We start from the raw sequence: 12,935 nt of genomic DNA on the forward strand, positions 1-12,935 counted from the left end.
TCCCGGAAATGGGTGGGATACGTCCAGTTTAGTGAGAATTGCTCCCAATGATGAGCTAAGCGGAATGTTTAAGTGCCCCGGGATGGACCGGGTCCGCGAAGGGCAGCCCGGCCGCGAACCGCTCCACCTCGTCCAGCGCCCGGTCGGCCATCCGGTGCAGCTCGCGGCCGAGCGAACCCGCTATGTGCGGAGTGAGCAGGACGTTCGGCAGGTCGTACAAGGGCGAGTCGGCGGACGGGACTTCAGGGTCCGTCACATCCAGTACGGCATCGAGGCGTCCGGAGATGAGCTCGGCGAGCAGGGCCTCCTCGTCGACCAGCGAACCGCGCGCGGTGTTGACCAGCGTCGCGCCGTCGGGCATCAGTGCCAGCTGCCGGGCGCCGATCATATGGCGGGTGGCCGGGATCTGCGGGGCATGGACCGTGACGACGTCGCTGCCTGCGCAGAGCACGTCCAGCGGCACGGTCTCGACGCCGAGCCGGTCGGCCTCGGCCGACCCGACGTACGGGTCGTACAGCAGAACCCGCAGGTCGAACGGGCGCAGCAGCTCGATCACCCGGCGGCCGATCCGGGACGCGCCGACGATCCCGACCGTACGGCCGTAGTTGCCCGCGCCGTCGAGTTCCAGGCACCAGTCGTGGTGGGTGCGCAGCGCGCGGTAGCGGTGCCGGGTCTGCAGAACGCGCTTGTTGGCGAAGAGGATCGCGGCGAGCGTGTACTCGGCGACGGGCAGGGCGTTGGCCGCGGCGACCGAGGTCACCGCGATGCCGCGCTCCCAGCAGGCTTCGGTGATGTGGTTCTTGACGGAGCCGGCGGCGTGGACGACTGCACGCAGCCGCGGGGCCGCCTCGAGAACCTCGGCGGTGAGTGGGGTCGTGCCCCAGCACGTCAGCAGTACTTCGGCCGTGGCGAGCGCGTCCGCGACGGGTGGCGAAGGGGCGGTCAGATCGTGGGCGATGAGGTGCGGATCGGTGCGGGCGAGGGCGGTGAGACGGTCGCGGTGGCGGTCGTCGAGCAGGCGCTCGGCGATGCCGGGGCCCATGGCGAGCAGGAGGGACGGTCGGCCGCCGAAGTCTTCTGCGGGGCTCTCGCCGTGGTGCTCGCCGTGGTGCTCTCCGCCGTTCTCGCCGGGGCGACTGTCAGGAAACCGCCGTCCGGACGGTTCCCCCGACACGCTCACTGCGGGCCGTACTTCCGGCCTGTCCTGGATGTGATCCCGCCGAGCAGCCCGCGCGGCGCCAACTTCACCGCACCCATCAGCGCCTTGTAGCGCGGGTCGGGGATCGAGAGCGACTTCCCGCGGGCCAGGTCCGCCAGCGCTGTGGAGACCAGCTTGTCCGCGTCCAGCCACATCCACCCAGGGATGTTGTCCGTCCCCATCCCGGCCCGTTCGTGGAACTCCGTCCGTACGAATCCGGGGCACAGCGCCATCAGCCGTACGCCCGACCCCGCCAGATCCCGCGCGGCACCCTGCGTGAACTGCACGACCCACGCCTTCGAAGCGCCGTACGTCCCGCGCGGCACGAACGCGGCCACCGACGCCACATTCACCACCCCGCCCCGCCCGCGCTCCCGCATCGACTCCGCCGCCGCCGCCGTCAGTCGCAGCACCGCCTCGCAGTGCACCTTCAGCATCGTCAGTTCGTCGGCCATGGACACCTCGAGGAAGCGTCCCTTGTTGCCGAACCCCGCATTGTTGACCAGCAGGTCCACCGGGTTCTTCCGGTCGGCGAGCCGCTTCTCGACCGCGCCGATCCCGGCGTCCTGCGACAGGTCGGCGGTCAGCACCTCCGCCTCGATGCCGTGCCGGTCGTGCAACTCGGTGGCCTGCTCGTGCAGTCGCTTGGTGTCGCGGGCCACCAGCACCAGGTTGTGTCCCTCGGCCGCGAGCCGCCGCGCGAACGCGGCGCCGATACCCGCGGTCGCTCCCGTAATCAGTGCAGTCGTCATAGGCGGCACGTTAGTGCCCTGTGTGGGAGTGCGCTGTACGCCCCTTGCCCGCCCGAATTCCCTTGCCTCCCCGGAGGCCTTGTCCGAGGTTTCCCTACCCGCCCTGCTTGGCGACGTACTCGCGGGCGTCCTTCAGCAGCTCGGGGTGGAGCGCCTCGCCTGCCGCGAGCAGACGAGGCAGCAGCTCACGCTCCGTGGTGTCGGCCCGGAACGAGAGCTCGACCGTCACCTCGTGATCCGGCCGGTGCACGATCTCGATCGCGTCGCCCGCGCGGATCTCGCCGGGTTCGACGACCCGCAGATACGCGCCGGGCGCGCCGTGCCGCGTGAAGCGCTTGACCCAGCCCTTCTCACCCAGCCAGCTCGCGAACGTACGACATGGAATGCGGCCGCTGGTCACCTCCAGCACCAGCCCGTCGCCTATCCGCCAGCGCTCGCCGATCTTCGCCCCGCTCACATCGAGCCCGCTCGTCGTGAGGTTCTCCCCGAAAGAGCCGTTGGCCAGCGGCCGCCCCAACTCCCGCTCCCAGAAGTCCAGATCCTCGCGCGCGAAGGCGTACACGGCCTGGTGGGTCCCGCCATGGTGCCGCAGATCGCAGACCGTGTCCCCGACGACCCCACTGCCCCCTTGCCCCTTGGGGCCCGGCTCCATCACCCGTACGGCCCCATCGGCCGGCTGCTTGTCGATGCCGGTCGTGCCGCCCGCGCCGTCGCTGTAACCGACGGCCTTCGGCCGTCCCACGTTCACGGTCAGAAGCTTCATGGACGCCACGCTACCCCCCGCTCTCAAACGAACCATCCAATTATTGGCCTTACCCCCAAGAGCCCCTTATATTCGAAGAGTGATCGAAGCCCGTCATCTCCGTGTCCTGCGTGCCGTTGCCGCCACCGGCTCGTTCTCGGCGGCCGCGCGCACGCTGGGCTGCACACAGCCCGCCGTCAGCCAGCAGATGAAGGCGCTCGAGACGTCGGCCGGTACCCCGCTGCTGATTCGTACAGGCCGCGAAATGCGTCTGACCCAGGCGGGTGAGGCGCTCGTGCGGCACGCCTCGGGCATCCTGGCCGGGCTCACCGCCGCCGAGGAGGAAATCGCCGCCATCGCCGGTCTGCGGGCCGGCCGGGTCCGGCTGGTCTCGTTCCCCAGCGGCAGCTCCACCCTCGTACCGACCGCGCTCGCCGCCCTGCGCGCGGCCCACCCGGGCACCCGGGTCTCTCTCGTCGAGGCCGAGCCGCCGCGCTCGGTGGAGCTGCTGCGGGCGGGTGACTGCGATGTGGCGCTCGCCTTCCGTTACGGCGCGGCAGACACGGAGTGGGACGACCTGATCGTCCGCCCGCTGCTCACCGACCGCCTCGTGGGCCTCGTCCCCGAAGGGCACCGCCTCGCCGAATCGGACTCCGTCACCATCGGCGATCTGGCCGGTGAGCCCTGGATCGCGGGCTGCCCGCGCTGCCGCCGCCAGCTCGTCGAGGTCTGCGAGGAGGCGGGCTTCACCCCTCGTATCGACTTCGCCACCGACGACTACCCGGCGGTGATCGGCCTGGTCGCCGCGGGTCTGGGGGTGGCGGTGCTGCCCGAGCTGGCCATGGAGTCGGTTCGGCCCAAGGCTGCGCGCACCGTGACCGTGGAGCCGGCGGTCCAGCGCGAGATCGTGGCGCTCACGCTCCCGGACCTGGCGCAGGTCCCGGCGGTCGCCGCCACTCTCGACCAGCTGACTCTGGCGGCGCCACGACGGCCCTGAGCGCCCCCTCGCTCAGGGCGGAGTCGCTGCAGGAACGTTTCTTCGATTCTTCCGTATCGCGGGGTCAGCCCCGCGGTACGCCTCCGACGCTGTTCGCCGGGATCAGTCGATGCCGTGCACGCCCCATCAGCTCCTCGCGCTCGTCCTCGGTCAGTCCGCCCCACACGCCGTACGGCTCCCGCACCGCCAGTGCGTGTGCCGCGCACTCCGCGCGGACCGGGCACCTCATGCAGACCTCTTTTGCCGAGTTCTCGCGCGCACTTCGTGCAGCGCCACGCTCACCCTCGGGGTGGAAGAAGAGAGAGCTGTCCACCCCACGGCAGGCTGCGAGGAGCTGCCAGTCCCACAGATCGGCGTTGGGTCCGGGAAGGCGGGAGAAATCTGCCATAGCGCTTGTCCCCTTGAAACCGTGCTGAGTGGATACAGGACAGGTCGGATCAGACGCGATACGAGTCGGATCCGGCACTCGTACCGTGACCACGACCGTACATCTACGGTGTTAGTAGATGTAAATATGACTCATTGCGAATCTAGCCACAGACACCAGAAAAAGGGAAGAAAAGCCGCTAAATGGGGCATAGCTGACTGATGAAGGACGGATGACCTGCGGCGCTCTCCTCTGCGCACGGCCCCTCACGTAGAGTGCTGAAGGCGGCTGTCCGACCCGTAACTCTTTCGAGTGACCGTCGTTGAGAGTGCGGAGGCGGTTGAAACAACAAGCGCTCGGGCACATGTCCGAGAGCGTTCAACCGCACAGGTGACGAAACGTACTCAGCCTGGAGGCTCAAGGTGACGCGCATCAGCTGCGGAGGGCGGCCATGACATCCGTCCTCGTCTGCGACGACTCCCCGCTTGCCCGAGAGGCGCTCCGCCGCGCGGTTGCGACCGTGCCCGGCGTCGAGCGCGTGACGACCGCGGCCAACGGCGAGGAAGTCCTCCGCCGCTGGGGCGCCGACCGCTCGGACCTGATTCTGATGGACGTACGCATGCCCGGACTGGGCGGCGTCGAGACGGTCCGCCGATTGCTCTCCGCCGATCCCGGCGCCCGGATCATCATGCTGACCGTCGCCGAGGACCTGGACGGCGTCGCGCTTGCGGTCGCCGCCGGTGCCCGCGGCTATCTGCACAAGGACGCCTCGCGCGCCGAGTTGCGGGCGACGGTCACCCAGGCGCTCGCCGATCCGACCTGGCGGCTGGCACCGCGCCGGCTTCGTTCGGCGGAAATGGGCGCGGCGCCGACACTCACAGCGCGTGAGATCCAGGTGCTCGAAGGAATGAGTCACGGCCGGTCGAACGCCGAGATCGGCCGCGAGCTCTTCCTCTCCGAGGACACGGTGAAAACGCACGCCAGGCGGCTTTTCAAGAAGCTGGGCGCTTCGGACCGGGCGCACGCCGTCGCGCTCGGATTCCGCTGGGGCCTGGTCCGCTAGGTAATCGCGAGTGGTCACCACGGCGGTACGACGGATCCCGCCCGCCACTCGGCGGGCGGGGCGGCGGACGGCCGTGGGCATCCGTTTCCCGCGCGATGCCGCATCCTTGAGATGTGGAGTTCCTCGGGGACAAGTCGGTCGAGCGGGAGGGGAGGGCGCAGGAGATGAGTTCCGGCGCACCTGCTCATAACGCTTCGGTGCACAACATTGGACGCAGTGCCACGGATCCTCAGCCGCCAAGGCACCATGGACCGATGCGCGACGACGAGACCACGGTGATCGGTGCACTCGTTCACCGTGCCGTCGATGGCGACGAGCAGGCTACGCACGACCTCCTCGCGCATGTCCATCCGCTTGCGCTGCGCTTCTGCCGTGCCCGGCTCAGCCGGCTGCCGGGCGACGCGCGTCACTTCGTGGAGGACCTTGCGCAGGAGGTCTGTGTCGCGGTGCTGATGGCGCTGCCGCGGTACAAGGACACCGGAAGGCCCTTCGAGGCTTTCGTCTTCGCCATCGCATCCCACAAGGTCGCCGATCTGCAGCGGGCGGCCATGCGGCATCCGGGATCGACGGCCGTGCCGTCCAACGAGATGCCGGAGCGTCCTGACGATTCGCTCGGTCCCGAGGAGCGCGCGCTGCTCAGTGACGATGCCGAGTGGGCCAAGAGGCTGCTCGCCAATCTGCCGGAGAACCAGCGGGAGCTTCTGGTGCTGCGGGTCGCCGTGGGACTGACCGCCGAGGAGACCGGGCAGATGCTGGGAATGTCACCCGGCGCAGTGCGTGTCGCCCAGCACCGGGCGCTCAGCCGGCTGCGTGCCCTGGCCGAGCAGTAGGCCGCGGGCCGAACCGAACGGTTGGCCGAGCACTGAACCGAGCAGCGCGTCTCGTACGTATGAATGTACAAAGCTGCTCGCTGATCTTGATCGTGGAATGAGACCGCTGCTGAGCCCGTTAGCATGGACATCCGCACCGATCAAGGCCATTTGGGGAAGGTGTCATGACCAACGTCGACGGAGTGCCCGATAAATTCGCGACACTCGGGCTGACCTACGACGATGTGCTGCTGCTGCCGGGCTCCTCTGACATGGCGCCCGACCAGATCGACACCTCCTCGTACATCTCGAAGAACGTACGGGTGAAGATCCCGCTGCTGTCCGCCGCGATGGACAAGGTCACCGAGGCCCGTATGGCCATCGCCATGGCCCGGCAGGGCGGCGCCGGTGTGCTGCACCGAAATCTCTCCATCGCCGACCAGGCCAACCAGGTCGACCTGGTCAAGCGCTCCGAGTCCGGCATGGTCAGCGACCCGATCACGGTGAACCCGGACGCGACGCTCACCGAGGCCGACCAGTTGTGCGCCAAGTTCCGTATCAGCGGCGTCCCGGTGACCGACCGCGCCGGCAAGCTGCTCGGCATCGTCACCAACCGCGACATGGCCTTCGAGTCGGACCGTACGCGCCAGGTGCGCGAGGTCATGACTCCGATGCCGCTGGTCACCGGCAAGGTCGGGATCTCCGGTGTGGACGCCATGGAGCTGCTGCGCCGGCACAAGATCGAGAAGCTTCCGCTGGTCGACGAGGCCGGTGTACTCAAGGGCCTGATCACGGTCAAGGACTTCGTCAAGGCCGAGAAGTACCCGAACGCCGCCAAGGACAAGGACGGTCGGCTGCTCGTCGGTGCGGCCGTCGGTGTCGCCGGTGACGCGTACGAGCGGGCCCAGGCGCTGATCGAGGCGGGCGTCGACTTCATCGTCGTCGACACCGCGCACGGCCACTCCCGGCTGGTCGGCGACATGGTCGCCAAGATCAAGTCGAACGCGGCCGGAGTCGATGTCATCGGCGGCAACATCGCCACCCGCGACGGCGCACAGGCGCTGATCGACGCCGGTGTCGACGGCATCAAGGTCGGTGTCGGACCGGGCTCCATCTGTACGACGCGTGTGGTCGCCGGCATCGGCGTACCGCAGGTCACCGCGATCTACGAAGCCTCCCTCGCCGCCAAGGCGGCCGGCGTCCCGGTCATCGGTGACGGCGGTCTGCAGTACTCCGGCGACATCGCGAAGGCGCTGGTCGCGGGCGCGGACACGGTGATGCTCGGCTCGCTGCTCGCCGGCTGCGAGGAGTCGCCGGGCGAGCTGCTCTTCATCAACGGCAAGCAGTTCAAGTCGTACCGCGGCATGGGTTCGCTGGGCGCGATGCAGACCCGTGGCGAGCAGCGTTCCTTCTCGAAGGACCGTTACTTCCAGGAGGGCGTGGCCTCCGACGAGAAGCTGGTGCCCGAGGGCATCGAGGGCCAGGTGCCCTACCGCGGTCCGCTCTCCGCGGTCGTGCACCAACTGACCGGTGGTCTGCGGCAGTCGATGTTCTACGTCGGCGGGCGTACGGTGCCGGAGCTGCAGGACCGCGGCCGGTTCGTACGGATCACGTCGGCGGGGCTCAAGGAGAGTCACCCGCACGACATCCAGATGACGGTCGAGGCGCCGAACTACACCAGGCGCTGACAGCTGTGTGCTGAACGCATGCGGTGAGGGGCGGCTCCGGGGTTCCGGGGCCGCCCCTCCCGTGCGTGTCGGGGATACTGGAACCGCAGACGTAGAGGGAAAGGCCACACATCGTGACTGAGATCGAGATCGGGCGCGGAAAGCGCGGCCGCCGGGCGTACGCGTTCGATGACATCGCCGTCGTACCGAGCCGGCGTACGCGGGACCCGAAGGAGGTCTCGATCGCCTGGCAGATCGACGCCTACCGCTTCGAGCTGCCGTTCCTGGCCGCTCCGATGGACTCGGTGGTCTCTCCGCAGACCGCGATCCGCATCGGTGAGCTGGGCGGACTCGGTGTGCTCAACCTCGAGGGCCTGTGGACCCGGTACGAGGACCCGCAGCCGCTGCTCGACGAGATTACTGAGCTCGACGAGGACGCCGCGACCCGCCGTCTGCAGGAGATCTACGCAGCCCCGATCAAGGAGGAGCTGATCGGGCAGCGGATCAAGGAGGTGCGCGACTCGGGTGTGGTGACCGCTGCCGCGCTCTCGCCGGGGCGCACCGCGCAGTTCTCGAAGGCCGTGGTGGACGCGGGCGTCGACATCTTCGTCATCCGCGGTACGACGGTCTCCGCCGAGCATGTCTCCGGCGCCGCCGAGCCGCTGAACCTGAAGCAGTTCATCTACGAGCTCGATGTGCCGGTCATCGTGGGCGGCTGCGCCACCTACACGGCCGCGCTGCACCTGATGCGTACGGGCGCCGCCGGCGTCCTGGTCGGCTTCGGCGGCGGCGCCGCGCACACCACGCGCAACGTCCTGGGCATCCAGGTTCCGATGGCGACCGCTGTCGCCGATGTGGCCGCGGCCCGCCGCGACTACATGGACGAGTCCGGCGGCCGGTATGTCCACGTCATCGCGGACGGCGGCGTGGGCTGGTCCGGCGATCTGCCGAAGGCGATCGCCTGCGGTGCGGACTCGGTGATGATCGGCTCCCCGCTGGTCCGTGCGACGGACGCTCCGGGCAAGGGCCACCACTGGGGCATGGAGGCAGTCCACGAGGACGTGCCGCGCGGCAAGCTGGTGGACCTGGGCATCGTGGGCACGACCGAGGAGGTCCTCACCGGTCCCTCGCACAGCCCCGACGGCTCGATGAACTTCTTCGGCGCGCTGCGCCGGGCGATGGCGACGACGGGCTACAGCGAGCTCAAGGAGTTCCAGCGCGTCGAGGTGACGGTGGCGGACTCGCAGCACCGCCGCTGACGCCCACGGTCGTACGGTCTGTACGGGTCGTACGGCTGGTACGGCTCGTACGGTCAGTACGCAGAAGGGCCCCGCACCTGGTGGTGCGGGGCCCCTTCGCTTGCGTGGATCAGCCGTTGGCCTTCTTGGCGCCGGCGAACGCGGCGGCCGCGCCGACGGCGAGGAAGACGTAGGACATGAAGTCCGCCGCCTCCTTCCACACCTTGGTCAGGTCACCGAAGTGGCCGAAGAAGTATTCCGTGAAGGAGAGGTCGCCCAACTTCGTGAAGATGACCGCGATGGCAACCAGCTGCCCCAGGTACACGGCACCGAGCGCGAGCACCGCGCCGATGACGGGCAGGGCCGGGTTGCGGCCGCCGACCTTGGCGGCGGCGAAGCCGACAAGGAAGCCGACGCCGATGGCCGCGTAGCCGATCTCGCGCTCGATGGCACCGCCGATGGCGCCGTACGCGCCCGCGGCGACCAGGGCGGCGACGACGGCGGCCACCAGGCCGAGGCCGATGTTGTCGCGGACCGGGGCCGGCGGCGGAGTCGGGGCGTACGGGGCGCCTTCGCCGGCGAACGGGTTGCCGGACGGCGGTGGAACAGGCTGGCTCATGTGGAATTTCCCCCAGGGACGAATGCATCGCACGACCATGCGAGCGGAGGTCCCGGAGACTAGCAGCCCGGTCCGACAGTGCGGCATTCAGTTATCGAGCCGTTGTGAGGGCTCAGAGGCGGTGTGCTGCGCCGACCGGGGTGGCTCCCCTTGTGTCCAGCAGGAGTTGGGCTTTGACCGCGAGACCTTGGAGGTCGTACGTGCGGTGGTGCTGGAGAAGCACCGTCAGATCCGCGCTGGCGGCGGCCTCGTAGAGCGAGTCGGCCCGGGGCACCGGCTGATCGCCGATGCGCCAGTCGGGGACGTACGGGTCGTGGTAGCTGACGGCTGCGCCGAGGTCCAGCAGACGGCGGGCGATCTCGGTCGCCGGGGAGCTCTCCAGGTCGGCGAGGTCCGGCTTGTAGGTGATGCCCATGAGCAGCACGCGCGCGCCGCGGGCCGATTTGCCGTGTTCGTTGAGGAGGGTGGCGCAGCGCTGGATGACGTACTGCGGCATCCGGGTGTTGATCTCCTGGGCGAGGCCGACCATTCGCAAGGGGTGGCCGGGGGTACGGCCGGTGTGCGGGAGGCAGTTGGGGTCGAGGGGGACGCCGTAGCCGCCGACGCCCGGGCCGGGGCGGAAGGCATGGAAGCCGAACGGCTTGGTCTCGGCGCAGCGGATGACGTCCCACAGGTCGACGCCGAGGTCGTGGCAGAGCACCGCCATCTCGTTGACCAGGGCGATGTTGACATGTCGGAAGTTCGTCTCGAGGACCTTGACGGTCTCGGCCTCGCGCGGTCCGCGAGCGCGGACCACTTTGTCGGTGAGCCGGCTGTAGAAGGTGGCTGCCGATTCGGTGCAGGCCGGGGTGAGACCGCCGATGACCTTGGGGGTGTTGGCGTAGTCGTGGGTGCGGCTGCCCGGGTCGACGCGGCTGGGGGAGTAGGCGAGATGGAAGTCGCGGCCGGCCCGCAGTCCGGAGCCTTCCTCGAGGATGGGGCGGAGAAAGTTCTCCGTGGTGCCGGGCTGGACGGCCGATTCCAGTAGCACGGTGGTGTGCGGGCGCAGTCGGGCCGACAGTGCCCGGGCGGCTTCGGCGACCGCTGTGAGGTCGAGGGTGCCGTCCGCGCCGAGAGGTGTGGGGGCGCAGATGACGGCGGTGCGTACGCGGCCGAGTTCGCCCGGGTCGGTGACGGTCCGGAAGCCCCCCGAGAGCATCCGGCGGATGTCGGCGGGGGTGCGTCCCGCGGCCGGTTCCGTGAGGTGGCGTGGGTCGGTGTCGTAGCCGATGGTTTCGATGCCGACGGCTACGGCGGCCTGGGCGAGGGGCAGGCCGAGGTGGCCGAGTCCGATGACGGCGAGATCTGCGGGCATGGCGTTGGCCGTCCTTCCCTTAGCCGGAGGGGACAGAGAGCGCAAGCCCTGTGGGCAGAACGAGCGTGCGCAATGTCAGACTAGGCGTAAATATGACCGATATGCCGCATTGCAAGCTTGTGGCTGCCCGAGTGTTATCCACAGCCGGTGGCTGAAGTCGCCGAGTGCGGACAGAATCGACGTTGTGAGCCCGACCGCAGGGGACACACGGGGGCGACGGGAGGCAACAGTGAGGACAGCGACACTGGGACCCGTGGAGCGCGCCGAGGCGCTCGCCGGGATGGCCGAGCGTGAACTGGACGTGCTGGTAGTGGGCGCGGGCGTGGTCGGAGCCGGTACCGCGCTGGACGCCGCGACGCGCGGGCTCTCGACCGGTCTGGTCGAGGCGCGCGACTGGGCATCGGGCACGTCGAGCCGGTCGAGCAAGCTGATCCACGGCGGGCTGCGCTATCTGGAGATGCTGGACTTCGCGCTCGTACGGGAGGCGCTGAAGGAGCGTGGGCTGCTGCTGGAGCGGCTGGCACCGCATCTGGTGAAACCGGTGCCGTTCCTGTATCCGCTGCAGCACAAGGGCTGGGAGCGGCTGTACGCCGGATCGGGCGTCGCGCTGTACGACGCGATGTCGGTGTCGTCGGGGCACGGGCGCGGACTGCCTGTCCACCGTCATCTCTCCAAACGACGCGCGCTGCAGGTCGCGCCCTGTCTGAAGAAGGACGCCCTGGTCGGGGCCTTGCAGTACTACGACGCCCAGATGGACGACGCACGCTATGTGGCGACGCTGGTGCGCACGGCGGCGAGCTATGGCGCCCAAGTCGCCAGCCGGGCCCGGGTGATCGGCTTCCTGCGGGAGGGCGAGCGGGTCGTCGGGGCGCGGGTGCAGGACGTGGAGGCCGGCGGGGAGTACGAGATCCGGGCCAAACAGGTCGTCAACGCCACGGGTGTGTGGACGGACGACACCCAGGCGCTGATCGGGGAGCGCGGGCAGTTCCATGTGCGCGCGTCCAAGGGCATACATCTGGTGGTGCCCAAGGACCGGATCCACTCGACGAGCGGGCTGATCCTGCGGACCGAGAAGTCGGTGCTGTTCGTCATCCCGTGGGGCCGGCACTGGATCGTGGGGACGACGGACACCGACTGGGACCTGGACAAGGCCCATCCGGCGGCATCCAGCGCCGACATCGACTATCTGCTGGAGCACGTCAATTCGGTGCTGGCGGTACCGCTGACCCGGGACGACGTCGAGGGTGTGTACGCCGGTCTGCGGCCGCTGCTCGCCGGGGAGTCGGACGCGACCAGCAAACTGTCGCGCGAGCACACGGTGGCGCATCCGGTGCCGGGCCTCGTGGTTGTCGCGGGCGGTAAGTACACGACGTACCGCGTGATGGCGAAGGACGCGGTGGACGAGGCGGTGCACGCGCTCGACCAGCGGGTGGCCGCGTGCGTCACGGAGGACGTGCCACTGGTAGGGGCCGAGGGGTACGGCGCGCTGTGGAACGCGCGGGCGAGGATCGCGGCGCGGACCGGGCTTCATGTGGTGCGCGTGGAGCATCTGTTGAACCGGTACGGCTCGATGATCGAGGAGCTGTTGACCCTGATCGCCGACGATCCGGCGCTCGGTGAGCCGCTGGGCAGTGCGGACGACTATCTGCGGGCCGAGATCGTCTATGCCGCCTCGCACGAAGGGGCGCGGCACCTCGACGACGTACTGACACGACGGACCCGGATCTCGATCGAGACCTTCGATCGGGGAACGCGGAGTGCGCGCGAGTGTGCGGAGCTGATGGCACCGGTGCTGGGTTGGGACAAGGAGCACATCGAGAAGGAGGTGGAGCACTACGAGAAGCGGGTCGAGGCGGAGCGTGAATCGCAGCGGCAGCCGGACGACCTGACGGCGGACGCGGCGCGGCTGGGCGCGCCGGACATCGTGCCGATCTGACCTCTGGAGATCTGTCCGGCTCCCTGCATCCGGCCCTGAACCGGCGGAAATCGGCCTCTGGGAAGGTCGGTTCGGGGCGGTGAGTGGAGCGGAGGGATGCCGTCCGCTTGGCCGGGCAGGGCTACGACCAGCGGAGCGGTGAGCTTCACCACGAGTAATGGCATTGTGGGTGGTCCCATGCTTCCGGACCCGT

12 protein-coding genes are annotated in these 12,935 nt (G+C 69.1%); 6 read left to right on the forward strand and 6 right to left on the reverse strand.

All coding sequences use genetic code 11. From position 1 onward, the window contains the following. Window positions 1–55: 55 nt before the first annotated feature. The 3 genes from ACFYXH_RS01440 to ACFYXH_RS01450 all read right to left on the reverse strand — a co-directional run bounded on the left by ACFYXH_RS01440 (window position 56) and on the right by ACFYXH_RS01450 (window position 2,713). A complete protein-coding gene (locus tag ACFYXH_RS01440) occupies window positions 56–1,042 on the reverse strand; it encodes a hydroxyacid dehydrogenase (protein ID WP_389560615.1) in 987 nt (328 codons plus the stop codon). A gap of 134 nt (window positions 1,043–1,176) precedes the next feature. After that, on the reverse strand, window positions 1,177–1,950 hold the full coding sequence (locus ACFYXH_RS01445; protein WP_362678402.1) for an SDR family oxidoreductase: 774 nt from the start codon (window positions 1,948–1,950) through the stop codon (window positions 1,177–1,179). 94 nt (window positions 1,951–2,044) lie between these two features. Then, window positions 2,045–2,713, reverse strand: a complete 669-nt coding sequence (locus ACFYXH_RS01450) for an MOSC domain-containing protein (RefSeq protein ID WP_389559611.1) — start codon at window positions 2,711–2,713, stop codon at window positions 2,045–2,047. 79 nt (window positions 2,714–2,792) lie between these two features. On the opposite strand from ACFYXH_RS01450, the gene ACFYXH_RS01455 reads away from it, so the two are divergent. After that, window positions 2,793–3,689 (forward strand): LysR family transcriptional regulator, encoded by an 897-nt coding sequence (locus tag ACFYXH_RS01455; protein WP_389559613.1) that lies wholly within the window; start codon window positions 2,793–2,795, stop codon window positions 3,687–3,689. A 64-nt stretch (window positions 3,690–3,753) separates the two neighbouring features. Here ACFYXH_RS01455 and ACFYXH_RS01460 read toward each other — a convergent pair whose 3' ends face one another. Then, complete coding sequence (locus ACFYXH_RS01460; RefSeq protein WP_327325527.1) at window positions 3,754–4,077, reverse strand: WhiB family transcriptional regulator; 324 nt, start codon at window positions 4,075–4,077, stop codon at window positions 3,754–3,756. A gap of 430 nt (window positions 4,078–4,507) precedes the next feature. Here ACFYXH_RS01460 and ACFYXH_RS01465 point away from each other — a divergent pair, with 430 nt between their 5' ends. From ACFYXH_RS01465 to ACFYXH_RS01480, 4 genes are all read left to right on the forward strand, one after another. After that, complete coding sequence (locus tag ACFYXH_RS01465; RefSeq protein ID WP_003948568.1) at window positions 4,508–5,119, forward strand: response regulator transcription factor; 612 nt, start codon at window positions 4,508–4,510, stop codon at window positions 5,117–5,119. 254 nt (window positions 5,120–5,373) lie between these two features. Then, entirely contained in the window at window positions 5,374–5,949 is a 576-nt protein-coding gene (locus tag ACFYXH_RS01470; protein ID WP_326652003.1) for a sigma-70 family RNA polymerase sigma factor, read from the forward strand. 164 nt (window positions 5,950–6,113) lie between these two features. Next, a complete protein-coding gene (guaB, locus tag ACFYXH_RS01475) occupies window positions 6,114–7,616 on the forward strand; it encodes an IMP dehydrogenase (protein ID WP_327325528.1) in 1,503 nt (500 codons plus the stop codon). 113 nt (window positions 7,617–7,729) lie between these two features. Next, window positions 7,730–8,854, forward strand: coding sequence for a GuaB3 family IMP dehydrogenase-related protein (locus tag ACFYXH_RS01480; protein WP_362678409.1), 1,125 nt, complete (start codon window positions 7,730–7,732; stop codon window positions 8,852–8,854). 109 nt (window positions 8,855–8,963) lie between these two features. On the opposite strand, the gene ACFYXH_RS01485 is transcribed toward ACFYXH_RS01480, so the two are convergent. Beyond that, window positions 8,964–9,452, reverse strand: a complete 489-nt coding sequence (locus ACFYXH_RS01485) for a hypothetical protein (RefSeq protein WP_389559616.1) — start codon at window positions 9,450–9,452, stop codon at window positions 8,964–8,966. 112 nt (window positions 9,453–9,564) lie between these two features. After that, window positions 9,565–10,806: a nucleotide sugar dehydrogenase gene (locus ACFYXH_RS01490; protein WP_389559618.1), complete on the reverse strand. Its 1,242-nt coding sequence runs from the start codon at window positions 10,804–10,806 to the stop codon at window positions 9,565–9,567. 229 nt (window positions 10,807–11,035) lie between these two features. On the opposite strand from ACFYXH_RS01490, the gene ACFYXH_RS01495 reads away from it, so the two are divergent. Beyond that, the gene (locus ACFYXH_RS01495) at window positions 11,036–12,742 is read left to right on the forward strand and encodes a glycerol-3-phosphate dehydrogenase/oxidase (RefSeq protein WP_389559620.1); all 1,707 of its coding nucleotides are present in this window, start codon (window positions 11,036–11,038) and stop codon (window positions 12,740–12,742) included. Window positions 12,743–12,935: the final 193 nt, after the last annotated feature.

This window comes from Streptomyces sp. NPDC002730 (assembly GCF_042888805.1).
In the GTDB taxonomy this organism is placed as follows: domain Bacteria; phylum Actinomycetota; class Actinomycetes; order Streptomycetales; family Streptomycetaceae; genus Streptomyces.